Raw genomic sequence first — 20073 nt, forward strand, 5'->3', positions numbered from 1 at the left:
GTCGTTGAGCTCTAGACATGTCGTTCTCCTAAGCCGAAGACGACGAAGCCCCGGCAGATTTCTCTGGCGAGGCTTTTCGAATCAGTCCTACACACGCAGGAATGACAGGATGGAGATAATTTCGCTCATCCGCTCACTGATGTCAACAGGCAATCACGCAGCCTGTTCAATCAGCAAACCTTCGCCCTCCAGAATGTCTGCGGCGTGCGCTAGAGCTTCATTTACCAGGTCGTCAGCAGCCTTGCCGATATCCTGACGCCATCGGCGGCGAGTCGACTCCGGCGTGCCGTCGTTGTCCCATGTGTTCATGTCGTAAAAGCTGTCCTTCAGCACAATCATTTCGGCGGATCGCGACTCATCCTTGCGAGCCTTCGACTTGCCAGCGGCCAGCGCCGCCTTCACTACCGCTTCGCGGCGCCAGTCGGGCGCATCCAGGGGGATATCGACCGATACCGACGTGGCGACCTTAGGGCGCGCCCCCTTCAGCTGTGGCACTGCCCAGGCGGTGGTCGCTTTGAACAGGAACAACTTCGGCGCCGGAGTGCTAATCAGGGCCTGCAGGGCCGATATAGCCTGAACCTTGCGCCCGCGGTGCGTGCTGAACTTCGCCACAAGCGCATCCCAGTGTTTGGGCTGGAGCGCGCTATGCAGGCGGGCTGATACCCAGCAATCAACCTGCGTACGGTCGATTGTGTCGGCGCCACGGGAGCGGACCAGTGTCGCCAGATCGCCGCCCTCATTCTCGTCGGCAGAGTTGTACAGCTTCTGCCATGCCTGTTTGCTGGTGTTGTCGATAGCTTCGGCGGCGAGGGCCGAAACAACTGCATTCAGTACGCCTGGATAGATCATGCTGCCGCCCTCTTAAGTTCTCTTGTCTTTGCCCGGTAGTCGGCGGTCATCGCCTTCAACTCTTCGACGGTGTACTTCTTCGGCTCATGCGGGCCTTCGATCCACGCCACAGCCTCGGCGCCGATCTTCTGCACCAGGTTGATTCGGTAGTTCACGATGTCGCCGGAAAGCTGCGTGTTGCACGGCGAACATTGCTTGTGGCAGTTCAGCGGCTCGAAGCGCAGGGCCGGATTGCTTCCAACTGTCCGGTAATGGCCAGCGTCATACTTACCCTGGTGGTGACGTCCGCAGCTGATGCACGGCAGTTCGGCGTCTCGAGCGCGCACCCAGGCATTGAACGCGATCTGCGTGTCTTTGAGGTGTTCCGCCCTGTTCTTCAGTTTCTCCTTCCGGACCTTGATTTCGCGGCGTCCGACTTCAGCCAGGGCTTTCCCGGCGATCGCCCGGCCCTTCTCGGACTTGCCGTGTGCGAGGGCGCATTCGATCTCGCCGCACACCACCTGCGATTCGCGCGCTTTCGTGAACATCACTCGGCACTCCGGGCAGCGCTTGCGGCGTGGACCACCGGACGTGAGCGGGGTCTTGCGCTGTAGGGGGGTGCGCTTCATGCTGCCTCCTTAAACGCTTCGAACTCGGCCATTTCAGTCAGCCTTTCCTCGGTGAGCGTCGGCCAGTCACGCAGCACAAGGTACGCGCAGCACTGACGCCAGAAGTCTTGGAATGTCTCCTCCCCCATCGAGTCGTAGGAAAGGCTGCGGGGTGTTTTGCGGGTGAGCTGGCCCAGGCCTGGGATATCGAATGCTTCCTCGTCGCAGTACACGCCAGACTCCAGCTGCAATGCCTTGATTGCGTCGTGGGACTGCTTGCCGGAGAACCGATCGATGTTCTGGCTCAGCACCCGGCCCAGGCCGTGAACCAAACCATTGAACCGCGGGTTGCGCGGCTGCTTGAGATCGGCGCGGATCTTCGTGTTGATCCGGAAATCCCGCTCGCGAAGGATCGACCGGTCGGCGTCGGAGGACGGCACGAACGCGGCTACCTCCTTTCCGGTGGCTGGGTCGACCAGGCGGCGCAACACCAGGTACACAGGCATTGGGCGGGGCTTGGATGGCTTAGCCATGAGCCACCTCCAGCGCTTGGACGGCCACCTCAAGACTTGGTTGGTCCGCGCCATCCACGCGCCAGGTATTCGTTACTTGCTTCGTCTTGCGGTCGAACCGCTTGAACAGCGTCAGCCGCGGATGCTGGACGCATTCATACCCATATGCGAAAAATGCTTTGCCGCCGTTGTAGTGCGCCACCTCGCGGATAGTCAGTGTGCCGACTTCGATAGTCATGACTGCTCTCCCTTGCCCGTGGCGGCGTCGAGCGGTGCGTCCAGGTCTTCTCCGGTCATCCCGGTTGCGTGCGGGCCGATCCACTCCACTACTTCGATATAGCCGCTGCGCGCCTGACGGAGCCATTCGTAACGGGCTGCATTCTTGCGCAGCGCCTCGTTGTCAGCCTTGAGCTGGTCGCGCTCAGCCAGCAGGTTTATCGCGGCTTCAGCGGTGCCGCCGTGGCACTCCAGCAGGATCAACTGCTTGTTTTCAGCATTCAGCCGCTGGTTCTCGCCGATCAGGGCCAGGACTGCGCCTGGGTTGGCGGCAGCCGAAAAAGACCCAAGCACCTGCTCGGCTTGGTAAATGCAATCGAGCGAATCATTGAGTGCGGCCTCGGCCAGCCGCTTCAGTTCGGTGTAGTCGGTCATTTACATTGCTCCAGCGCACGATCAAGGGGGGCGCTTTGCGCGGCAATCTTCACGCACACTAGCGCCAGATATCTGGATCCAGTGGCGATCCCGTTCACGCTGAAAAGCACACACGCAGCTATCAAAAAAATGATCAGGGCGTCCTTCATCAGAAGCCCTCCTTACCGCGCTGCGATTCCCACTCGAACGGAATGACGATCACCCCGCCCTCCCGCAGCCGATCAATGCAGCGCTCGCCAATGGCAGCCGGCAGCGACTGCCCGTCCAGGTTGGAAACGATCACCGTGGGCCGCATCTGCTCATAGCGGCCGTTAATGATTGCGAACAAAGTGGTCAGCTCGAAGTCGCTGGGCTTCTCCTTGCTGACGCCAATCTCGTCCAGAATGAGCAACGAAGGACTGATCAGGCTCGACAAGATCTGGCTCTCGCTCTGGTCGCTGGAGTGGTCGTAGGTGGCGCGGATGGCCTGGAGTACAGAGCCAATCGTGCGATACACGGCCGTCGCGCTGGACTTGGCCATGATCTCGTTGGCGATGGCCACGGACAGGTGCGTCTTTCCGGTGCCGGGCTTGCCCAGCAGCAACAGGCAGCGGCCAGTCTCGGCGATCTGCGCGAACTCAGCGGCATACCGGCGGCAGGTGTTCAGCGCCTTTCGCTGTTCCGTGGTGGTGGCGACGTATCCATCCAGCGTCTTGGTGGCGAAGCGCTTGGGGATCAGCGCGGCGCCGAGCTTGCGCTCCATGGCCATGCGGAGCTCCATCGACCTGTTGGCCAGTTCTGCAGCTTCGGCCTTCTCGCGAATGATCCGGCCGCACTCAGGGCAACTGCTTTTCAGCTCCTTGCCCAGCACAGGGAAAACCTTCTGCTCAAAAGCGCCGTGGATCTCGCAGTCACCTGGCTGGATGCGAGTTCCTGGTGGTAGCTCAGGTGTGGATTGCTCAGCGGGTTCAGATCGCATAGGAACCGTCCTCGCGCTGAATCAGGCCATCGGTGTAGTTGCGGTCAGCAAAACCGGTGTGGCGAGACTGAGGGGCCGGCACCTGTGCGGATTCCGCCAGGCGCTTGATCACCCAGGACGCTTTGAAACCCTGCCAGCCTGAATTCAGCGCTTCGGTGATTGCGTCGTCGGCGGTGATCCCGGCCTCGGCGCACTTGGCCAGTTCGGCGTTCACGGTCGACCAGACGGTTGCGGTCACGGCAGCGCGTTTGGCTTTGCGCTGGGTCAGCCAGTCGGCCAGCAACTGCTCAGGGACGTTGTGCGGGTTGTCGGCCAGCAACTGGGCCATGCCGAATGGAGCCTTCCGATCAGGCTTCGGCGGTTCGGTTGGCTCTTGGGGCGGATTAATCTCTTTCGAAGAAAGAGTTAATAGGGGTTCTTTCTTTGTATAAAGAAGGCAAGTTGCCGTTTTGGTCTCACTCGTAGCCGGTCTCAGTGAGACGATTTGGGCTGAGTGAGACGTTTTGGTCTCAGTGAGATTTGTTAGTTTTTCTTCGTAGAACGACCACTCACGCACCGGGGAAATACCAATGTCTCCGCGACTACCGCCGACCCGGTAAATGATCCGCCGCTCAAGCAAATGGCTGATCGCCTTCGACGTAACGTCGCGGCGCATGTTGGTCTGTTTGCCGATCTCATCGGCAGTCAGGCGTTTGGTTTCGAGTTGATAGCCGATGGTCTGCCGTGCAATGGCCATGAGAACGCGCAGTTCGCGCGCTGGCAGGTCAACCGTAGCCAAAGCCTCCATCAGGCTGTTGTCCATACGGGTGAATCCCCTGCTGCTGTTCAGCTGGATGATGTTGTCGGGGGTCATTGCTTGACTCCCAGAGAGCGAAGCTTGAGGCGCGACACGTTTTCGGAATCCGCAAAACGTGTCGCGACATTGTTGGGGGTATTGCTTGAAGTGGTTTGGCTCTGCATAATCGGCCTCATCAAGTGGTAATGAATTAGCCGGGATTGCGCCCCGGCTTTTTTGTGCACGGGATTTAGTGAATCTTCGATGCAACGAGAGCTGCTCGATCCGCCATCGCAACTGCGTGCGCGGCAAGCGACCGGCAGAAGGTCTCGAATGACTCGGCGTAAACTTGGTCTTTCTGGTCAAACGCACCGTCAGCAAAAACCTTCCCGCCCAGGCCGGCGACATGACCAAAGCTCATCGAGATACCAGCGAAAACTTGCAAGGCGTCATCGATACCAGAGCCGATCTGCTTAACGGCAAGAAGGCCGTAACGGCCGGACAACTCAATCAGTGCGCGATCACGCCAAGGCTGATCAAGGGCGGCTACCCACGACTCTTCAATCCATGACGGGATTTCGATGCGGTCGCCGCTGTCATCAAGCCAGCGCTCTACCCGCTTGCTCCACGCCTTGTAGGCGCGGCCATAGGCTTGCATGTCGGCGGTTTTTGTCATTCCCTGTAAATCAGGGAAACCCTTCTCTTTGCAGCGCTCAGGTGCGCGTACAAACAGCTGGTGATTGAGCTGCTCCGCAAAGCCGTCCTGGCTCATGCTCGTTCTCGCGATCATGTCGCGCGCAATGGCGACCAAGACCGCATCGCGTGTTTCGTGTCGCAAGTTCGACGTTTGCATAGGGGCTGCTCTCTTCTAATCTGGCTTCAATGGAGTGGCGAACATGGAGGTCAGGCAGCGCCGCGGAGAACTTTGTGCGCCAAGTCGAGAAGATCTGGACGAAGTCCTGCAATGGTGATCTCGCCGCAAGAGGCATCTTGGAGGCGACCGGCAAGCTCGGCGGATGCCTTGCGATGACCGCCTGCCAGTTGCCAAAGGTGGCCAACCGTGGTCTTTGCCGCGTCCGCCACAGCCTGGCGCCGTTCATTTGGAGCGCTGGCAAGCCAGTCACGCAGATGGTCATTCATGGGAATTCTCCTTAAACATGAGCTTAATTTAGCTCGCGGCTAATATCATAGCAAGGAACATTTAGCTTTGAGCACATTTAGCATTGAGCTAAACGCTGGCATTCTTCCCTTCATGGATATTTATGCGATTCGTAAGCAGCAACTGATTCGTCTGATAGGAAGCCAGAAGAAAGGCGCGTGCGCCGAACGCTGGGGGATGGCACCTGCGCATCTGAGTCAGATTTTGTCGGACAAGACCGTGAAAAATTTGGGCGATGACGTAGCTCGCCGGATTGAGGCGGTTGAAGGACTACCAAGGGGCTGGTTTGATTCGTTGCCAGCCGGCGAGCAGCCCGCCCTCCCGCCCTCAGAGGCATCCGAAATTGGAGTTGCATCCGAAGAGGCGCCAGCAACGCAGTCTGCCGCCGATCAGGTGAAGCAAATGCTTGCGAGGGTCAAGGGGCTTTCGAGCGCAGTTCGAGACAGAATCATTGAAGTGGCCGAGGGGTCGAGCAACGTAATCAACGTCGACTTCTCTCGCCCCGGGCAGGTCGGTGATGAGGTGTGGATTGCCCACTACGATGTGCGCGCAGCGATGGGCGGCGGGCAGATCCCGCACGAATACCCGGAAATGCTCCAGGACATCAGGGTCAGCCCCAAGCATCTGCGCGACCTGGGTCTCACGTTCAAAGAGCACTTCCACCTGAAGATGATCACCGGGTGGGGCCAGTCAATGGCGCCGACGATCAAGGATCGTGACCCCTTGCTCGTGGACATCACGATCCGGGAGTTCACTGGGGATGGGATCTACCTCTTCTCTCACGACGACATGCTGTACGTGAAGCGCTTGCAGAAGAAAGGCAAGGACCGCTTCAAGATGATCTCGGACAACAAGCATCACGACCCCGAGGACATCCGAGTGGATGACACCCACATCCTGGCTCGGGTGCTTTACGTCTGGAATGGTAATCCGGTGTGACCCATGCCCCTCACCAAGCCCAACCAAGACCTACGCCGCGACCTGAAAGAAGCTGCCGCCCTGCTCAAGTGGTCAGGCGTCGACCTGTTCGTCTTTGCTAAGCGCCTTCTGGCGGCCGGGGATGAGCAAGGCGCCGACGATCTGATGAAGATTGCGCTGAGCTTCCAGGATGTCGAGGACAAGCTGGCGGGGTATGCGGAAGAGGTGAAGATGGGACTGATCAAGAGAATCAAGGAATAACACACTGATGCAAGACTCAGCCGCAAGCACCAGATTCGAGGAAATAAAGTAGTCAATGGACAATCTGCAGGACGCCATTCAAAAACTCTGCGAAGCCGGCATGATTGAGGAGGCGAACGTCCTTCTTGGTGCGCTCAAGAATCTGAAACAATCACTGAATCGCCTCAAAGTCTGCAATGACGGGAAGATCGTGATGGTTCACTAGTGAAGGCGGGGAGGATTGAGTGGGGGAAGACTGGTATCTGATAGTGGCTATACGTAATGAGCGCAGAAAGGTATCCACTTGCTGACACCAATCAAACCAAGATCAAGAACAGAATTGCTGCGTAAAAAGGCAAATAGGGAATAGTAATGGAATACAAAAAGCTAACTTTTGACTTATATCGCTTCCAACTTCTGCCGATAAGCAGAAACATTCATGATGATCTCTACATAGATAACCTTTCGATTGAGAAGCTGAAAGAAGAAAAGAACAATATATTTGGCGAGGTCATTGAGAAACTAATAACAATAAATCATCGAACATTTGACATTATACAAAAAAAGATCCCGGTAGGTGGTCAATGGATCGCATTCAAGCTCGGCGCAAAGAAACACGTAGAAATTGGCACTACCGACCTTAAGAAGTCAACGATAGATAGTTGGCCCCACATAACAGTCATTATAAATAATGATCCAGCCGTACAATCAATAGCAATTTCACGCAACATAAAAGCCTTTTCAAGCACACGCGCAGTCACAAAGTTACTACAGAAAAACCTTGAACACGGCCTGCGAACTAGACAGCTCACGCTGCATATTGAACCACGCTTCGATAAGCGCGACTTTTGGGATATCGTAAACAAGCACGTAGATGAAGTTTCATCTGTAAAGTTTGAACTCATATCCCCAAACATGTCCAACATATCAAAATCCCTCACCATTGATTTAAAATCAATAAACGAGGAGACCAATTCACACAGGACAAATGTCGAACTAAATGCCGATCAAGGGGCAGCATTGGAGCTGAACGAATCAAACGGAATTGTGTCTGGCCTAGTTGAGTACGCATCACAGGGCGGAGGAAACATAAGCGTAAAGATAAATGGCATAAGACAAAAGATACAAACAAATACGGAAATTAAAACACTTGAGATCGATGAGTTTACCGTGGATAATCTAACTCAGGATGGGCTATATCTGCTGTTAGAGAGGTTCAATCAGTGATTGACACAATCAAGACATTTTCAATGATGATACTGATGGGCGCAGCAATCAGATTTGCTTCTGATTGGATTGACTCATCTTACATTCTGAGATTTCTTGATAGCAACTTGATAAACCTGCAAATTGCACTGCTTGCAATAAACACGACAACTGCAGGGGTTGTGCTGAGTAGAATGAGAGAGCTAATAGATAAGACTGGTGCAAATTTTAATTTGACAATAACCGCCTTTAGAAAATCCACATACGAGCAAATATTCCTTATATTCAGCTCCATCACGCTCCTGACTTTGATCAATTCAACTATATTCACCGGCAATGTGCCTCACTCAAAAACAGCACTAGAGTGCCTGCTTATCTCTGTATTTTTGGCGAGCCTTTACAATCTATATGACAATGCTAAATCGATATTTGTAATTATAGGCTATCGAGGGTAATCCGCCCGATAAAACTATAAGACTCTTGCTTTGTTCCAAGCCCGGCCCAGCGCCGGGCTTCTTGTTTCTGCCTGTCACGCCTTCGTCACACCAGCCCAGCACAATGTGGTCAGCCAAATTGATTTGGTCCCATCTGCAGAGAGCCCGCCATTCGCGGGCTTTCTCGTATCTGCGACACCCTTTTCACGAATCAGTCACGGGATGAGGCGCAGATTGCCCCTACTCCTTACATCCCTTGGCCCGCCCACAAGCGGGCTTCTTTTTGCCTCGGATCAATGCAGAGCCTTCGCCTTCGCTGAGCTCCTGGTCCGAGTAGTCTTCGCCGGGTTGACCAGCGAAGCATCAAGACTGCCCTCCTCTCCGTCCTTTGCCGGAACAAGCGTCACCCCGGTGACTGCGACTGCAAGTCCGGGCAATGCCGTTTTAGGTCGTCCCTCCTGTGCAACACTGGTGCCGGTCGCACTGAAGTGCACGGTCAAGCCCCAGTACCCCGTATGGATATTCTGGTCGCGTAAAAGCGCGATGATGAGATCGTGCATCGGAAACGTTCGCTCCGTGGCTGCCATAACCCTGCCTCTCAATTAAACGATAACAATCTGGAAGAGTAGGACACCTCTGTGGTTGGCGCCCGCGCGTGCAGCTTGCCCGTCGTCTGCAGAGCACTCCATGGGCTACGCTTTCCACTCCCTCAAGCGGAGATGAAGCCATGCCCTCCCCCGAATACTCCCTTCCTGATGTTCTTGAGCGCCTGTATGACAACCAGCTTGCCCTGGAGGCAGCACTGATGGAGCTGACCCTGCTTGTCGAGAGCCAAGGCCATGCTGAGGCCGGTGAGAACGTGCGTGGCGCACTGGAAGTGATCGGCGAGAACGCCGGGCATATCAAGCAGGGCCTGGCGAGGCTGAGGGTTCAGGAATCTGAGTGAGGCAGGTACCGAAAAACCTGCCAGTGCCCTGCCTCGGGCCGGGGCACTCACTTATGTCCCGCCCTGCAGATCCTATTAATCAACCCTTATCACGAACCCCTTTAGACGCTGCTTTGTTCTCAGCTCGCCAATCATGCTGTCAGCCATTGCTCGATCAGCAAAAGGACCAACAAATACGCGGATCTTGCCGTCTTTGGTGGTTACATAAGAGGTAAACCCATCAGCGGCTATTGCCTGCTGAAGATTTTCTGCCTGGACCGCATCGCTCATAGATGCAACCTGAACAGCCCATTTAGAAACTTTTACGGTAGCAGGCGCAGTCTTTGCGACCTGGGCGGACTTCGCAGCCTTGCGTACCTCTGACTTTGATAGCGTCGTGACTGGCGGGTCTTCTTTTGCTGGCTCTGCTTTTGCTGGCGCGAGCCTGGGCTCACACCTCCCAACCCAATAAATATCGTTAAAGTATGATTTTCCTGAAGTATTTATTTCGGCATTCTGCCCCTCCTCAAGAGTGACGTAGCTGACTCCAACCGTGCCTTTTTTGGAGTAATTGAAACTCGCCACAAATCGCTTGAAGCCTGTGAATCCTCCAAGCGAGTTTTTTGAGTTGACCTCTCCACAAAGCACGCCGTAGTGCGCATCGCCAATGACCTTCTCTTCCACCATGAAAACACGCTGAAATTTCGCTGAATCAGGATCCTTGAGGGTTGAGGCGACCATGTCTTGGCCCTTATCTACCGCCATATCTTGAGTAACGTCGCAACCGGCCAGCGCTACCAGCACCACGCCAGCAGCGAAAATCCTCGGACACAAATAAAACTCCATTTAAGCCACTCGCAAAACCTGTAATGGGTAGGCCCGCAGGATACCAGCCCGCGCCAACCCTAAGGCCGTCAAACGCGGGCTTTTGTTTTTCATCAGAAAGGCGCTGGCTCTTCTTCAGACTCGAACTCCGGCACACCCCTCGCGACGCCCTCCGCCTCCTGCTGCTCCCACCTCACTGTGACGCTACCGTCGTCGTTAAGCGTGAGTTCGAGCTCATCCGTGTCGGCAATGACACCAAGCACTTCGTCCCACTCCCGATCGCCATCCGCATCCAAGCGATGGATCGTTACCCAGCGCTGAAGCTGTGCAATTGGGTGATTGATCATCTCGGATACCCGCAGGCTGAGCCTTTCCATGCCTGACGCTACCGCTCTCAACTCTTCTTTTTGGATCTGCTGAACGTCCATCTTCGCCCTCATCTGACAACTGTATATCTATACAGCACATCAAAATCATAGCGCAGTGCTAAGTCCTCCGTAAAGGCCATTACACACCCACCAGTCCGGCGCCTTGGCTGACACATAAAGTCGACCATATTTCGCTAACAGCTAATTTATTTAGCTCAAAGCTATTGACTCAACTTTAGCGCAGGGCTAAATTAACTCCATCGCAGCAACACACACCCACTGCGAAGGCCGAGAAGCCTCGGGCAACCGGAACGCTCTTTAACAACCCAATCGTAGAAAGCTTCTGGATCAGCCAGGCATTGACGTACCAGGCGTGGGCGACTCCCACCTAGGTACGCCGTATTGCTCGGCCCCAGCAGCCAAACCGTAAACGTATGGAAAGAAATCATCGCCCAGTCCGCAGGTGGCGAATAACAGCGGCCAGGAACACCCGTTGAGCAGATGCGCCCGGCAAGCCGACGCAGCGGTGAGACACGACATTCGATTCAAGCCAGCGACCGACGCCAGTAGCGGGTCACGGTGGAAAGCATCACTGAGCAGCCTTCTCGCGAGGGCTGCTTGGGATGACAACCGGGAGTCACAAATGAGCGAGTTCAACTACGACTTAGCCAAAGCGTCGTTTCCCAGCTTCGGCGATTACGCGCTGATCGAGATGAAGCGTCACGGCGTTCCGAACGAGATCTACACGCACAAGGTGGTCGGCACCTATCAGTCGAACACTTGGGTAGATGTTCCGATCCAGTCGCCGCCGACTGCAACGATTCATGCTGGCCGGATGGAAGACGTGGCCCGCGTGATCGTCTGCGGGATCAGCGAGAACAGCGTCTACACGGTTCGCGTGGCAGACATGAAGCCGCGAACGTTGCCTATGCCTGATGCCGAGGTTCAGCAGCTGATGGCGTTTTACGAAGTCAAAGACATTCGCAGCCTGATCGACCAGCAGGCCGACCACGTAAAGATGCTTCAGCTTCGGCTGTCGCCGTTCCTGAATGAACCGAACCCGATCTCCCGAGTACGCGAAGGCTGAGCATCACCTCTGCCCATTCAGTGAGTGGGCAGACGGATGCGGACGAAATCGCGGCCTATAACCGCCCACCTGCATCACCGCAACACAGCAGAAGCGGCGTGGAAAGATGGGCTCGATACTGAGCCTCGGAGACACGCTACACACGGCATGACTCGATGGGGATCGCTCCTTGGGGATTGGAGCCAAGGTGGGTAAGTGCACACCTTCTTGTATTGGTGGAAACAGGCCCCTGGATTCGGACGTACTGCAGCCTTGCCGAGCAATCGGGCGATACCGAACGCGCTGCGGCCATTACACAGAGCATGAACGTTCCATAGCCGGGGTAGCGTCCGGCCTTCTGCATCGCTCGGCGAATAGCTCAGCCCGCATTGCGCAGGGTCAGCGCCAACCTGGTATTGGCGAGCTACCTTGATCTGGCACAAGCGCCGTGACAGCCGGGAAAGACCGGCACCCACTCAATAGGTGGCCACTGCCTTCCCAGTGAGCGAACAACAGGAGATACCGCCATGAAGTAGCTCAACGTTCCACCTGCGTGGCGCAGCAAGCCTGAAGGCTGCGCCCTACACCCTAACAGGCAGCGGACAGTAGGGCCGACGATGTGACCGCGCATCAGCCGAAAGGTAGGCCCAACCAAAACGAAGACGAACACCGCAGGCGAGTCCGAGGGCAAAGCTAGCCAGACTCGACACATCCCGGGCAGTGCCGGGCGCCTGCACTATTCAGCTCAACTCTGAAAGCCTGCCAGTATCAGTCATCTCGATCATCATGATCTCGGCCGTGATTGCGATCATACCCGCGATTATCGTAACGACGATCGTAACCACGGCCTCGACCTTGATCATTGTCGTCGCCCTGGTCGTATCTGCGTCCATGATCATCGCCTCTGTAATGATCATGCCCATACCTTCCCCCATCGTCCCAGATAGGCACGCAACCACCAAGCAGGAAAAGGCCAGAAACAGCCAAAATCATAACTACTGCGCGCTTCATTTCGACGTCCTAAAAGCTGGTATTGGTTGAATTTTCAGACTGCAAATCAGCTCAATAATTCAGTTTTGATACATGGCAATTCAAAGAGCCAAAGACAGCCAATCCCCGACACCACCCGCATGCACTCCCCTCCGCGCCCAGCGGCAACCAGCGGAATGGATGAGTGCAGCCGAGTTTTGTTGGATCAACGCACGCCACTCTGGAGGCGACCATGTCCACCAGCTATGCAGATAGCGCCCAGGCCCGAGAGTGGGACAGGCGCTTCGACGAATGGGGTCACCCAAAGGCGCCCAAGGCGGAGGATTTCCATGACTACGAAGCGGCCGCACTGGCGCGTAGTCAGGCTCTGGTCGAGCGCGAAGCTATCCAACTGGCCGAGCGCAAAGCAGCCGCCAAGCGAATCAGCCTGGCAGTTGAGCAGATCGGCGACTTCTTCGGCATGAATGGAGAGAAGCAATGAACCAGCAGCAGCGTGATCACCAAACGGCGGTTACCTGGATCGAGGGCGAGATCGACAACTTGATCCGTGATCTCGGCAAAGCCAATGCAAGCGCAGCAGCTACTTCGGCCGTGACCCTGGCGTTCCTGCTCCGGGCGATCAGCGATGACGAGCACCGCCACTACCGCGCACGTATCGACCAGATCTACGCCTCCTACAACGCATCGCTCAAGCAAGGAGCAGTAGCATGACCATCATCGCCCGTAATGCCAAAGCAATGACCGAAGCCCTGCATAGACAGGGCTTTTTTCTGGTCGCTGATTTGCCCAAGCGCATCCGCATTCAAACCAGGCGCGGCATGCTGGTTGCGAGGGTGTCATGAGGCCCTTCTGGTGGTTTCTCGTCGTCATCACCGTCTTCTGGTGGGGAATCTACGCCGAGATGCGCGAGATTCAGCAGCAGGGCCAACTTCCGGTGGTGGTGTCGCAATGACCAGCCACCAGCGCGTGCGCCGCATGCTCATCTGGCGCGGCTCATTCCCTGTCCTCGCCATCTTCATCTTTCTGATGATGCTCAGCGCTCTCGCTGATCGCGTCACTCAGTAGTCCAAACCAACTTGAACGCTGCGAGCATCGCGGCAAGGAATCCCCATGTCCGCAGTAATGAAGCAGGACGACGGCGCGCCGGCGATGTCGGAGGCCGCGCTCGTTGAAGTGCTGAGCAGCAGCCTCTACCCCGGCGCAGAAAAGAACTCAGTCGTCATGGTGCTGGCTTACTGCCAGGCCGCGCACCTGGACCCCATGCTGAAGCCGGTGCACATCGTCCCGATCTGGAACTCGAAGACGAAAAAGATGCAGGACACGGTGATGCCGGGCATCGGCCTGTACCGCATTCAGGCGGCGCGCACCGGCCAGTACGCCGGAATCAGCGAGCCTGAATATGGCCCACCAGTGACGGCAAAGCTTAGCGGCGTAGAAGTCACCTACCCCGAATGGTGCCGCGTGACCGTCAAGAGACAGATGAGCAACGGGCTGGTTGCTGAATACACAGCCAACGAGCGCTGGCTTGAAAACTACGCGACATCGAGCAAGGACACCGCTGCGCCCAACGCCATGTGGAAGCGTCGAGCATTTGCCCAACTCGCCAAATGCGCCGAGGCACAGGCTCTGCGCAAAGCATTCCCCGAAGTCGGATCTGCGCCAACGGCTGACGAGATGGAAGGCAAGACATTCGAGGAGGCAGCCAAAGACATCTCACCGACCCGGCAGACCCCACCAGAGCCGGACGCGAAGCCTGCCTATCCCGACGAGCTGCTGGCTGAAAACATCGAAAAATGGCAGCCGCTGATCGACGCCGGCCGCACTAGTCCGGAACACATCATTTCCAACGTCAGCAGCAAGTACTCATTGCGCGATGACCAGATCGAAATCATCACCAACCTCAAAGCCCTCGATGGAGACGCAGCATGAAAATTCACAACGTAGCTCAAGGCTCCGCCGAGTGGCTTGCCCTCCGCGCCCAGCACTTCACCGCCTCTGAGGCCCCGGCAATGATGGGCGCCTCAAAGTACCAAACTCGCACCGACCTGCTGGCAGCCAAAAAGACCGGCATAACGCCGGACGTCACGCCCTCTCAGCAGTTTATCTTCGACAAAGGCCACGCTACTGAAGCCCTGGCCCGCCCACTAACTGAAGCATTGATCGGCGAAGAGCTGTATCCGATCGTTGGCACCAAAGGCAACCTACTCGCCTCCATGGACGGCGCCACAATGCTCGGAGAGACCCTGTTCGAGCACAAGCTGTGGAATGAGTCGGTCGTGGCCCAAGTGAAAGCCGGCGACCTGGCTCCGCACTATTACTGGCAGCTTGAGCAGCAACTGCTGGTCAGTGGCGCTGAGCGAGTGATCTTTGTTTGCTCGGACGGCACCGCGGAGAACTTCGTGCACATGGAGTACCGGCCCGTCGCCGGTCGTGCGGCCCAGTTGATTGAGGGCTGGAAACAGTTCGAGGCAGACCTGGCCAACTTTGAAATGGCCGACGCCCCTTCAATCGTAGTCGGCAAGGCACCGGACGAGCTGCCAGCGCTGCGCATCGAGCTGACCGGCATGGTCACCGCCAGCAACCTGAAGGTGTTTGAAGATTCAGCCCTGGCTGTCATCGACTCGGTGAAAACCACACTTTCCACCGACCAGGATTTCGCCGACGCCAAGAAGGCGGTCAAATGGTGCGGCGATGTCGAGGAAGCTGTCGCGGTCGCCAAGAAGCAGGCCCTGTCGCAGACCCAAAGCATCGACGAACTGTTTTCGTCACTGGATCGTATCAGCGCCCATGCCCGCGAGACCCGCCTGAAGGTCGACAAGCTGGTGAAGGCTCAAGAGCTGCTGGTGAAGACCAACATCAAGCAAAAAGCCGAGCTCGCCCTAGCGGGCCACATCGCCGCAATCAACAAGACCCTTGGCCAAGTCACACTGCCTCATGTCGTTTCGGACTTCACCGGCGCCATGAAGAACAAGCGCACCATCGCCAGCCTCCAGGACGCAGTTGATACCGAGCTGGCCCGGGCGAAGATCGATGCAAGTCAGGCAGCGGACAGCATTCGCTTGAACCTGAGCAGCCTGGCGGAACTCGCCGTTGACCACGTCTTTCTGTTCAATGACGTGCAACAGCTGGTGGCCAAAGCCAATGACGACCTGGTGACGCTGATCAAATTCAGGATCTCCGAACACCAGAAGGCGGAGCAGGAAAAGACCGACGCGAAGCGCATCGCCGAAGAGCAGGAAGCCCAGCGCCTGGCTGCCATCAAGCCAGAGCTCGTTGCCGAAAAGGTGGCGGCGCCCGAGCCAGTCCGCGCCGCGCCGATCCAGACGGCGGCATCCGTCACCCAGACCGAAAAGCCAGTGACGAATCCTGCCGTCGAGCAGGTATTGCTGCAGGCCAACGTGACGGACTTCGAGGCCCTGGTGAAAGCTGTGGCATATGGTCAAGCGCCGATCACACTGCTTTCGGTCAACTGGGAAGCGCTCGACGCAATGGTTGCAGCGCAGGGATCAACCTTCAGCATGGCCGGGGTGACGCTGGCCAAGGCGGCAGCATGATCAGCAATCTCAAGTCAGACATCGAGTTCCGGCGCGAGAAAGCGCTCGAGCTTTCCACTCAGGTCCGTCGGCACCTGGCCGCCGGCGGCAAATTCACCATCGGCGAGAGCCCGGAGATCAATCCAGAACCGGCCAAGCGCTCGGAAATGATCGACCCCACGACCATCCTCAAGCGCCGCAAGCCGCCTATAACCCGGGCCGAGCGTAACGCACTGCGCAAACTCGCGGAGGCTTTATGAGCAAGCGCAAGCCCCACAACCTCAAAGCCCGCATTGACCGGTCCTGCCGGTCGCTGCTGGTTACCAACCACGTCGCAGTGGTCAACATCGACCCCAGCGGCCGCCAGGGCATGATCAATTACAAGTCGCTGAAGAACGTCGCGCCGGGGAGGATCGGCCAGGCCGTCTGCAGTATCCCGCACCGGTGGACGATCTACCTCAGCGCGCTTTGTATCGACGCCCGCGGCGACCGTTACAGCAAGTCAGTGGAGGTGGCGCCCGATGGCGTCTACCTCTCCGATCACCTGGAAGACGTAATCGAGCATTGTTACAAGAAGCTGCGTGACGAGGCCAACCAGAGCCAGATGGTGGCTTCGGGATGGATTGCCATCCCTGAGGCGCTGTCGCTCGATGAGGCACACGCCGCGCGGATCTTCGAAGCGGTCGGTGCCTGGAATCAGCAGAAGGTTGCAGCGTGAAGCGAATCCACAAACAGATCAGCGCGAGACGCCGACCAACCTGGCTCGCACTGCCGGCCAGTGGAATTGAAGAGGTAGGCCATGGCCAAATCAGTACAGGAGCGATCGGCCAAGTCTGCCAGGAAGCGTGTGGCACTTGCCGAAGAGGAATTGAGGCTCAGGGTTCGCCCCGGCACACGCCAGGCTCTGGCCGATCTGATGGGGTGGTCAGGCATTACTGAGCAAGGCGAGGCGATGACCTTGATGATTCATCACTTGCATGCAATGGGCGCCGTCCAGAGTCGGCCGCTGCTAAATCCGCCGCGCCACGAATTCGAACTTACGGAAAAGGTGGCGCGGGAATTCCACAGTAAAAGCCTTCTCGCACTACAGAAAGACCCCGGCGACGAGATCATTGCGCCCGACTGAAGCCTGAACTCAGTTGCTACGACTGAGTTGAACATTCTGGGATGTGCATTCGGAGGTGCTAACCGTGCCCATGAATGCATTCATTTTCACTGCGCACTTCTCAATGTTCAAACCGTTACGACCATCACTGGAAATATTGGTGACATATGGCCCGGCGGTTGTGCAGCCAGCCAGAACAGCGATAAGCCCCAGAGTAATAATGTTCAGTTTCATGTGAGTCCTTTTGATTTGCGGCAGATCCGGCAAATGGCCGCGAATCTTATAGCAATACGCCACTACCGATAACCCCACCCGTCGCATCCAGTCACGGAGGACGGCGCCTACCCGAGGTAAACGCAATGCCCGTACTTCACAGCGCAATCCACAAGATCGACAAGAAGCCCGACGGCAGCCCGGCCGTTCTGCACCTCGGCGCCGCCGAACAGGTTGAGAGCCAGGCCCGTGACGACCTGATGAGCCAGCTCAACGAAAGCTACAACGCCACCGCCGGCAAGGGCTGGGGCTTCTTTCATTCCGAATCAGGCGCACATCCACTCAGCGGCTGGCTCAACAAGTACCTGACCGGCAGCAGCGACTTCTTGGCATTCAGCACCATTGCTGTCGAACACCTGGTCAAGCTGATGGAAGAGTCCAACCTGACAGCCGGCGGGCACGCCCTCTTCTGCCACTACCAGCAAGGCCTGACCGAGTATTTGGTCATCGCCCTGGTGCAGGAAACCGAAGCGGTGACCATGACCGAAGAGCTACACCTGATGACGGTCAAGCGCCTGGACCTGGACCATATCCGCCTGGCAGCGCGCATCAACCTCAGCGAGTGGAAGAACAACCCACAGTCGAAGCAGTACATCTCGTACCTCAAGGGCAAGCAGGGGCGCAGGATCAACGAGTACTTCCGCGACTTCATCGGCTGCCTGGAAGGGGTCGACGGCCCAGGAGAAACCCGCACCCTGCTCAAGGCGTTCAGTGACTTCGTTGAAAGCGAGGATCTGGGCGAAGAGTCGGCCCGCGAGAAGACGCAGACCCTGGTCAGCTACGCCATGGTCCAGGCCAAGCTGGGCGAGCCAATCACCCTCGACGAGCTGTCGGAGTTACTCGACGAAGACCAGCCGAAGAGCTTCTACGACTTCATCAGGGCCAAGGACTACGGACTTTCCGCCACGCTGCCGCCGGACAAGAAGACCCTCAACAAATTCCGGCGCTTCACCGGCCGGGCCGAAGGTCTGTCGATCAGCTTCGAGGCCCACCTGCTGGGCGACAAGATCAAGTTTGACGAGGAAGGCGGCACATTGACGCTGTGCGGGCTGCCAACTCAACTGACCCAGCAGCTAAAGCGAGCCAAGTCCTGATTTTGATCTTACAAGACGCTGTAAACGTTAAACGTCATACCAGTTTTCAGCGTCAATCTGCTTGTTTCCACACTTCAAGCACGTCACGTAGACCTCCGGATCAATGCCTGCATAACTTGTGGCGATGTATGGCTTATTCAGTAGACCGTATCTGTTTGAAGCGCAGGCCTGGCAGTTGATCCGCACAAGCTCTTCCTTTGAATGACCTTCAGCATATTTTGGCAGCGCCATTTGTAACTCCGGTTTGATGTGTGCGACCGAATCCGTGCCGCGCCAAACACAAATACCCCACTTCAACGAATCACGCCAGCCGGCGAGCCCGGTGCCTGGCTGGAGATTACTATGTACGTCTTGTTCTGCAGCTACGGAAACGATTCCATTGCCCTGATCCAATGGGCGCATGAGCGAGGCTTGAAAGATGTCTATTGTCTCTACTCGGACACGGGTTGGTCGGCAGACTGGTGGCCGTCCCGTGTGGCCGATGGCGAGGCCATGGCCCAGAGTTACGGCTTCACGACCGCCCGCACCCAGTCAGAAGGCATGCTCATCTTGGTCAAAAGGAAATGTGGCTGGCCTGGTGCTGGTGGTCAGGGCCAGTTCTGTACTGCCGAACTGAAGGTCATCCCGGCGCTGAACTGGCTCGACATAAATGACCCGGACAATGAAGCCAGCGCCATGACAGGGGTTCGCAGAAGCGAGAGTAAGCACCGCTCGGATGCGCCAGAGCATGTCCCGGCATCGGAACGACATGGTGGTAGGGAGCTTTGGCAGCCGCTGGTGCGGCACACCGACGAAATGCGTAATGCACTGATTCGCCGGGCGGGCTTTGAAGTCTTGCCGCATCGCTCGCTAGAGTGCTACCCCTGCATCAACGCGAACATCGATGATATCCGACTGCTTTCCGAGGATCGCATTCAACTGATCGACGTCACCGAAAAGGCCCTGGGCTTCACCAAAAAGAGAAAGCCGAGGGTGATGTTTCGATCGGCACGCCGTAAAGGCGCCGTCGGTATCCGGGCCGTTGTGCAATGGGCCGCCGCCCCGAGGTCGCGCGACCAGATGGAAATGTTTCCCACAGAGTGCGACTCAGGCTACTGCGGCGGCTGATCTCCCCCTACTTGCTGCGCCAGTATCAGCTACTTGCCAACCACAAGCGCCAAGATTGCCACTATCAAACTTAGCGGTGCAATAGTTACCGAAATGCGGGTATTCCACTTATCCCAGCGATACTTATCTTCCTCGCGCAGAGCGAGATTTACGATACGCATACCTTTGCTAGTCAGATAGTAAGGCTCGTCTTGATCGGCATCCCACTCCATTCTGCGTCCGAACTCCTCAATTGAAGTATCAGGCATCTCAATCCCATAACGCTCGGCTTTGCGTCGAAGCTGTGCGGTTTGCAGCACAGCCAACCATTGCTCAGCTTGCTCAAGGGTTTTTACCTCTTCAGGCACAAACCCCCACTGCTCCATATCGAGGGTCTGCTCAGGAACAACTTTGCTAAGTTGTTCGATTCGTTTTATCTGCCCTTCAATATCTTTGCGGTGCTTACGTTCTTCCTTATATCGATCCCAAGCTTTCATCTCATCGCATCCATTTCCCACG

General features: G+C 56.7%; 33 protein-coding genes. 16 read left to right on the forward strand and 17 right to left on the reverse strand.

Translation table 11 applies throughout. From position 1 onward, the window contains the following. Nucleotides 1-153 precede the first annotated feature (153 nt). From BMW74_RS04695 to BMW74_RS04735, 10 genes are all read right to left on the reverse strand, one after another. On the reverse strand, nt 154-849 hold the full coding sequence (locus tag BMW74_RS04695) for a hypothetical protein (protein ID WP_093414320.1): 696 nt from the start codon (nt 847-849) through the stop codon (nt 154-156). Continuing rightward, nucleotides 846-1457 (reverse strand): recombination protein NinG, encoded by a 612-nt coding sequence (locus BMW74_RS04700; protein WP_093414322.1) that lies wholly within the window; start codon nt 1455-1457, stop codon nt 846-848. The genes BMW74_RS04695 and BMW74_RS04700 overlap by 4 nt, the downstream gene beginning before the upstream one ends. After that, the gene (locus BMW74_RS04705; protein WP_093414324.1) at nt 1454-1969 is read right to left on the reverse strand and encodes a hypothetical protein; all 516 of its coding nucleotides are present in this window, start codon (nt 1967-1969) and stop codon (nt 1454-1456) included. Before BMW74_RS04705 ends, BMW74_RS04700 begins: the two co-directional genes overlap by 4 nt. Continuing rightward, complete coding sequence (locus BMW74_RS04710) at nt 1962-2186, reverse strand: hypothetical protein (RefSeq protein WP_093414326.1); 225 nt, start codon at nt 2184-2186, stop codon at nt 1962-1964. The genes BMW74_RS04705 and BMW74_RS04710 overlap by 8 nt, the downstream gene beginning before the upstream one ends. Beyond that, the gene (locus tag BMW74_RS04715) at nt 2183-2599 is read right to left on the reverse strand and encodes a hypothetical protein (RefSeq protein WP_093414329.1); all 417 of its coding nucleotides are present in this window, start codon (nt 2597-2599) and stop codon (nt 2183-2185) included. Before BMW74_RS04715 ends, BMW74_RS04710 begins: the two co-directional genes overlap by 4 nt. Continuing rightward, nucleotides 2596-2748: a hypothetical protein gene (locus BMW74_RS25155; protein ID WP_175479149.1), complete on the reverse strand. Its 153-nt coding sequence runs from the start codon at nt 2746-2748 to the stop codon at nt 2596-2598. Before BMW74_RS25155 ends, BMW74_RS04715 begins: the two co-directional genes overlap by 4 nt. Next, the gene (locus BMW74_RS04720; RefSeq protein WP_093414331.1) at nt 2748-3557 is read right to left on the reverse strand and encodes an ATP-binding protein; all 810 of its coding nucleotides are present in this window, start codon (nt 3555-3557) and stop codon (nt 2748-2750) included. The genes BMW74_RS25155 and BMW74_RS04720 overlap by 1 nt, the downstream gene beginning before the upstream one ends. Then, the gene (locus BMW74_RS04725) at nt 3547-4410 is read right to left on the reverse strand and encodes a replication protein (RefSeq protein ID WP_093414333.1); all 864 of its coding nucleotides are present in this window, start codon (nt 4408-4410) and stop codon (nt 3547-3549) included. Before BMW74_RS04725 ends, BMW74_RS04720 begins: the two co-directional genes overlap by 11 nt. Before the next feature lie 172 nt (nt 4411-4582). After that, nucleotides 4583-5185 (reverse strand): hypothetical protein, encoded by a 603-nt coding sequence (locus BMW74_RS04730; RefSeq protein WP_093414336.1) that lies wholly within the window; start codon nt 5183-5185, stop codon nt 4583-4585. 50 nt (nt 5186-5235) lie between these two features. Beyond that, nucleotides 5236-5472, reverse strand: coding sequence for a helix-turn-helix domain-containing protein (locus BMW74_RS04735; RefSeq protein WP_093414339.1), 237 nt, complete (start codon nt 5470-5472; stop codon nt 5236-5238). 112 nt (nt 5473-5584) lie between these two features. On the opposite strand from BMW74_RS04735, the gene BMW74_RS04740 reads away from it, so the two are divergent. From BMW74_RS04740 to BMW74_RS04750, 4 genes are all read left to right on the forward strand, one after another. Further along, the gene (locus tag BMW74_RS04740) at nt 5585-6430 is read left to right on the forward strand and encodes a S24 family peptidase (RefSeq protein WP_093414845.1); all 846 of its coding nucleotides are present in this window, start codon (nt 5585-5587) and stop codon (nt 6428-6430) included. 3 nt (nt 6431-6433) lie between these two features. Next, on the forward strand, nt 6434-6670 hold the full coding sequence (locus BMW74_RS04745; RefSeq protein WP_093414342.1) for a hypothetical protein: 237 nt from the start codon (nt 6434-6436) through the stop codon (nt 6668-6670). A 55-nt stretch (nt 6671-6725) separates the two neighbouring features. Further along, nucleotides 6726-6875: a hypothetical protein gene (locus tag BMW74_RS25160; protein ID WP_175479150.1), complete on the forward strand. Its 150-nt coding sequence runs from the start codon at nt 6726-6728 to the stop codon at nt 6873-6875. Nucleotides 6876-7021: 146 nt separating this feature from the next. Continuing rightward, nucleotides 7022-7876: a hypothetical protein gene (locus tag BMW74_RS04750; RefSeq protein ID WP_093414344.1), complete on the forward strand. Its 855-nt coding sequence runs from the start codon at nt 7022-7024 to the stop codon at nt 7874-7876. A 706-nt stretch (nt 7877-8582) separates the two neighbouring features. Here the strand turns inward: BMW74_RS04750 and BMW74_RS04760 are convergent. Next, nucleotides 8583-8849 (reverse strand): hypothetical protein, encoded by a 267-nt coding sequence (locus BMW74_RS04760; protein ID WP_218189034.1) that lies wholly within the window; start codon nt 8847-8849, stop codon nt 8583-8585. 167 nt (nt 8850-9016) lie between these two features. Between BMW74_RS04760 and BMW74_RS04765 the strand changes: the two genes are divergently transcribed. Continuing rightward, entirely contained in the window at nt 9017-9235 is a 219-nt protein-coding gene (locus BMW74_RS04765; protein WP_093414353.1) for a hypothetical protein, read from the forward strand. A 75-nt stretch (nt 9236-9310) separates the two neighbouring features. On the opposite strand, the gene BMW74_RS04770 is transcribed toward BMW74_RS04765, so the two are convergent. Further along, nucleotides 9311-10060, reverse strand: a complete 750-nt coding sequence (locus BMW74_RS04770; RefSeq protein WP_093414357.1) for an SPOR domain-containing protein — start codon at nt 10058-10060, stop codon at nt 9311-9313. 92 nt (nt 10061-10152) lie between these two features. Next, nucleotides 10153-10467, reverse strand: coding sequence for a DUF1654 domain-containing protein (locus BMW74_RS04775; RefSeq protein WP_256562524.1), 315 nt, complete (start codon nt 10465-10467; stop codon nt 10153-10155). 583 nt (nt 10468-11050) lie between these two features. Between BMW74_RS04775 and BMW74_RS25165 the strand changes: the two genes are divergently transcribed. Continuing rightward, nucleotides 11051-11494 carry a hypothetical protein gene (locus BMW74_RS25165; protein WP_175479151.1) on the forward strand — a complete coding sequence of 148 codons (444 nt, stop codon included), beginning with the start codon at nt 11051-11053 and terminating at the stop codon, nt 11492-11494. 719 nt (nt 11495-12213) lie between these two features. Here BMW74_RS25165 and BMW74_RS25675 read toward each other — a convergent pair. Then, nucleotides 12214-12396, reverse strand: a complete 183-nt coding sequence (locus BMW74_RS25675; protein ID WP_175479152.1) for a hypothetical protein — start codon at nt 12394-12396, stop codon at nt 12214-12216. 299 nt (nt 12397-12695) lie between these two features. On the opposite strand from BMW74_RS25675, the gene BMW74_RS04790 reads away from it, so the two are divergent. The 8 genes from BMW74_RS04790 to BMW74_RS04820 all read left to right on the forward strand — a co-directional run bounded on the left by BMW74_RS04790 (nt 12696) and on the right by BMW74_RS04820 (nt 17122). Then, nucleotides 12696-12944 carry a hypothetical protein gene (locus BMW74_RS04790; RefSeq protein WP_093414363.1) on the forward strand — a complete coding sequence of 83 codons (249 nt, stop codon included), beginning with the start codon at nt 12696-12698 and terminating at the stop codon, nt 12942-12944. Then, entirely contained in the window at nt 12941-13174 is a 234-nt protein-coding gene (locus BMW74_RS04795; protein WP_093414366.1) for a hypothetical protein, read from the forward strand. Before BMW74_RS04790 ends, BMW74_RS04795 begins: the two co-directional genes overlap by 4 nt. After that, on the forward strand, nt 13171-13305 hold the full coding sequence (locus BMW74_RS25425; RefSeq protein ID WP_256562525.1) for a hypothetical protein: 135 nt from the start codon (nt 13171-13173) through the stop codon (nt 13303-13305). The genes BMW74_RS04795 and BMW74_RS25425 overlap by 4 nt, the downstream gene beginning before the upstream one ends. Nucleotides 13306-13585: 280 nt before the next feature. Further along, nucleotides 13586-14392, forward strand: coding sequence for a phage recombination protein Bet (gene bet / locus BMW74_RS04800; protein WP_093414368.1), 807 nt, complete (start codon nt 13586-13588; stop codon nt 14390-14392). Further along, nucleotides 14389-16017, forward strand: coding sequence for a YqaJ viral recombinase family protein (locus BMW74_RS04805; protein ID WP_093414371.1), 1629 nt, complete (start codon nt 14389-14391; stop codon nt 16015-16017). The genes bet and BMW74_RS04805 overlap by 4 nt, the downstream gene beginning before the upstream one ends. Then, entirely contained in the window at nt 16014-16256 is a 243-nt protein-coding gene (locus BMW74_RS04810; RefSeq protein ID WP_093414373.1) for a hypothetical protein, read from the forward strand. Before BMW74_RS04805 ends, BMW74_RS04810 begins: the two co-directional genes overlap by 4 nt. After that, entirely contained in the window at nt 16253-16714 is a 462-nt protein-coding gene (locus tag BMW74_RS04815) for a hypothetical protein (protein ID WP_093414376.1), read from the forward strand. The genes BMW74_RS04810 and BMW74_RS04815 overlap by 4 nt, the downstream gene beginning before the upstream one ends. A gap of 81 nt (nt 16715-16795) precedes the next feature. Further along, entirely contained in the window at nt 16796-17122 is a 327-nt protein-coding gene (locus tag BMW74_RS04820) for a hypothetical protein (protein ID WP_093414378.1), read from the forward strand. A gap of 9 nt (nt 17123-17131) precedes the next feature. Here the strand turns inward: BMW74_RS04820 and BMW74_RS04825 are convergent, their stop codons facing one another. Further along, nucleotides 17132-17335 (reverse strand): hypothetical protein, encoded by a 204-nt coding sequence (locus tag BMW74_RS04825; RefSeq protein WP_093414381.1) that lies wholly within the window; start codon nt 17333-17335, stop codon nt 17132-17134. 125 nt (nt 17336-17460) lie between these two features. On the opposite strand from BMW74_RS04825, the gene yejK reads away from it, so the two are divergent. Continuing rightward, complete coding sequence (yejK, locus tag BMW74_RS04830) at nt 17461-18468, forward strand: nucleoid-associated protein YejK (protein ID WP_093414384.1); 1008 nt, start codon at nt 17461-17463, stop codon at nt 18466-18468. A 27-nt stretch (nt 18469-18495) separates the two neighbouring features. On the opposite strand, the gene BMW74_RS25320 is transcribed toward yejK, so the two are convergent. After that, complete coding sequence (locus BMW74_RS25320; protein ID WP_093414387.1) at nt 18496-18699, reverse strand: hypothetical protein; 204 nt, start codon at nt 18697-18699, stop codon at nt 18496-18498. A 111-nt stretch (nt 18700-18810) separates the two neighbouring features. On the opposite strand from BMW74_RS25320, the gene BMW74_RS04840 reads away from it, so the two are divergent. Beyond that, nucleotides 18811-19575, forward strand: coding sequence for an adenine nucleotide alpha hydrolase family protein (locus BMW74_RS04840; RefSeq protein WP_093414390.1), 765 nt, complete (start codon nt 18811-18813; stop codon nt 19573-19575). A 29-nt stretch (nt 19576-19604) separates the two neighbouring features. Here the strand turns inward: BMW74_RS04840 and BMW74_RS04845 are convergent, their stop codons facing one another. Then, nucleotides 19605-20051: a hypothetical protein gene (locus BMW74_RS04845; RefSeq protein ID WP_093414393.1), complete on the reverse strand. Its 447-nt coding sequence runs from the start codon at nt 20049-20051 to the stop codon at nt 19605-19607. Nucleotides 20052-20073: the final 22 nt, after the last annotated feature.

This window comes from Pseudomonas sp. ok272 (assembly GCF_900109995.1).
GTDB lineage: Bacteria > Pseudomonadota > Gammaproteobacteria > Pseudomonadales > Pseudomonadaceae > Aquipseudomonas.

Bases quoted from the DNA above. Each gene is read 5' to 3' on its own strand.
- BMW74_RS25155 (WP_175479149.1), bottom strand. From the start codon at position 2,748: ATGAAGGACGCCCTGATCATTTTTTTGATAGCTGCGTGTGTGCTTTTC.
- BMW74_RS25425 (WP_256562525.1), top strand. From the start codon at position 13,171: ATGACCATCATCGCCCGTAATGCCAAAGCAATGACCGAAGCCCTGCAT.
- BMW74_RS04770 (WP_093414357.1), bottom strand. From the start codon at position 10,060: ATGGAGTTTTATTTGTGTCCGAGGATTTTCGCTGCTGGCGTGGTGCTG.
- BMW74_RS04725 (WP_093414333.1), bottom strand. From the start codon at position 4,410: ATGACCCCCGACAACATCATCCAGCTGAACAGCAGCAGGGGATTCACC.
- BMW74_RS04790 (WP_093414363.1), top strand. From the start codon at position 12,696: ATGTCCACCAGCTATGCAGATAGCGCCCAGGCCCGAGAGTGGGACAGG.
- BMW74_RS04815 (WP_093414376.1), top strand. From the start codon at position 16,253: ATGAGCAAGCGCAAGCCCCACAACCTCAAAGCCCGCATTGACCGGTCC.
- BMW74_RS25160 (WP_175479150.1), top strand. From the start codon at position 6,726: ATGGACAATCTGCAGGACGCCATTCAAAAACTCTGCGAAGCCGGCATG.
- BMW74_RS04765 (WP_093414353.1), top strand. From the start codon at position 9,017: ATGCCCTCCCCCGAATACTCCCTTCCTGATGTTCTTGAGCGCCTGTAT.
- BMW74_RS04715 (WP_093414329.1), bottom strand. From the start codon at position 2,599: ATGACCGACTACACCGAACTGAAGCGGCTGGCCGAGGCCGCACTCAAT.
- BMW74_RS25165 (WP_175479151.1), top strand. From the start codon at position 11,051: ATGAGCGAGTTCAACTACGACTTAGCCAAAGCGTCGTTTCCCAGCTTC.
- BMW74_RS04820 (WP_093414378.1), top strand. From the start codon at position 16,796: ATGGCCAAATCAGTACAGGAGCGATCGGCCAAGTCTGCCAGGAAGCGT.
- bet (WP_093414368.1), top strand. From the start codon at position 13,586: ATGAAGCAGGACGACGGCGCGCCGGCGATGTCGGAGGCCGCGCTCGTT.
- BMW74_RS04745 (WP_093414342.1), top strand. From the start codon at position 6,434: ATGCCCCTCACCAAGCCCAACCAAGACCTACGCCGCGACCTGAAAGAA.
- BMW74_RS04810 (WP_093414373.1), top strand. From the start codon at position 16,014: ATGATCAGCAATCTCAAGTCAGACATCGAGTTCCGGCGCGAGAAAGCG.
- BMW74_RS04750 (WP_093414344.1), top strand. From the start codon at position 7,022: ATGGAATACAAAAAGCTAACTTTTGACTTATATCGCTTCCAACTTCTG.
- BMW74_RS04760 (WP_218189034.1), bottom strand. From the start codon at position 8,849: ATGCACGATCTCATCATCGCGCTTTTACGCGACCAGAATATCCATACG.
- BMW74_RS04735 (WP_093414339.1), bottom strand. From the start codon at position 5,472: ATGAATGACCATCTGCGTGACTGGCTTGCCAGCGCTCCAAATGAACGG.
- BMW74_RS04775 (WP_256562524.1), bottom strand. From the start codon at position 10,467: ATGGACGTTCAGCAGATCCAAAAAGAAGAGTTGAGAGCGGTAGCGTCA.
- BMW74_RS04825 (WP_093414381.1), bottom strand. From the start codon at position 17,335: ATGAAACTGAACATTATTACTCTGGGGCTTATCGCTGTTCTGGCTGGC.
- BMW74_RS04740 (WP_093414845.1), top strand. From the start codon at position 5,585: ATGGATATTTATGCGATTCGTAAGCAGCAACTGATTCGTCTGATAGGA.
- BMW74_RS04845 (WP_093414393.1), bottom strand. From the start codon at position 20,051: ATGAAAGCTTGGGATCGATATAAGGAAGAACGTAAGCACCGCAAAGAT.
- BMW74_RS04795 (WP_093414366.1), top strand. From the start codon at position 12,941: ATGAACCAGCAGCAGCGTGATCACCAAACGGCGGTTACCTGGATCGAG.
- BMW74_RS04840 (WP_093414390.1), top strand. From the start codon at position 18,811: ATGTACGTCTTGTTCTGCAGCTACGGAAACGATTCCATTGCCCTGATC.
- BMW74_RS04700 (WP_093414322.1), bottom strand. From the start codon at position 1,457: ATGAAGCGCACCCCCCTACAGCGCAAGACCCCGCTCACGTCCGGTGGT.
- BMW74_RS04720 (WP_093414331.1), bottom strand. From the start codon at position 3,557: ATGCGATCTGAACCCGCTGAGCAATCCACACCTGAGCTACCACCAGGA.
- BMW74_RS04695 (WP_093414320.1), bottom strand. From the start codon at position 849: ATGATCTATCCAGGCGTACTGAATGCAGTTGTTTCGGCCCTCGCCGCC.
- BMW74_RS25675 (WP_175479152.1), bottom strand. From the start codon at position 12,396: ATGGGCATGATCATTACAGAGGCGATGATCATGGACGCAGATACGACC.
- BMW74_RS04730 (WP_093414336.1), bottom strand. From the start codon at position 5,185: ATGCAAACGTCGAACTTGCGACACGAAACACGCGATGCGGTCTTGGTC.
- BMW74_RS04705 (WP_093414324.1), bottom strand. From the start codon at position 1,969: ATGGCTAAGCCATCCAAGCCCCGCCCAATGCCTGTGTACCTGGTGTTG.
- BMW74_RS04710 (WP_093414326.1), bottom strand. From the start codon at position 2,186: ATGACTATCGAAGTCGGCACACTGACTATCCGCGAGGTGGCGCACTAC.
- yejK (WP_093414384.1), top strand. From the start codon at position 17,461: ATGCCCGTACTTCACAGCGCAATCCACAAGATCGACAAGAAGCCCGAC.
- BMW74_RS04805 (WP_093414371.1), top strand. From the start codon at position 14,389: ATGAAAATTCACAACGTAGCTCAAGGCTCCGCCGAGTGGCTTGCCCTC.
- BMW74_RS25320 (WP_093414387.1), bottom strand. From the start codon at position 18,699: ATGGCGCTGCCAAAATATGCTGAAGGTCATTCAAAGGAAGAGCTTGTG.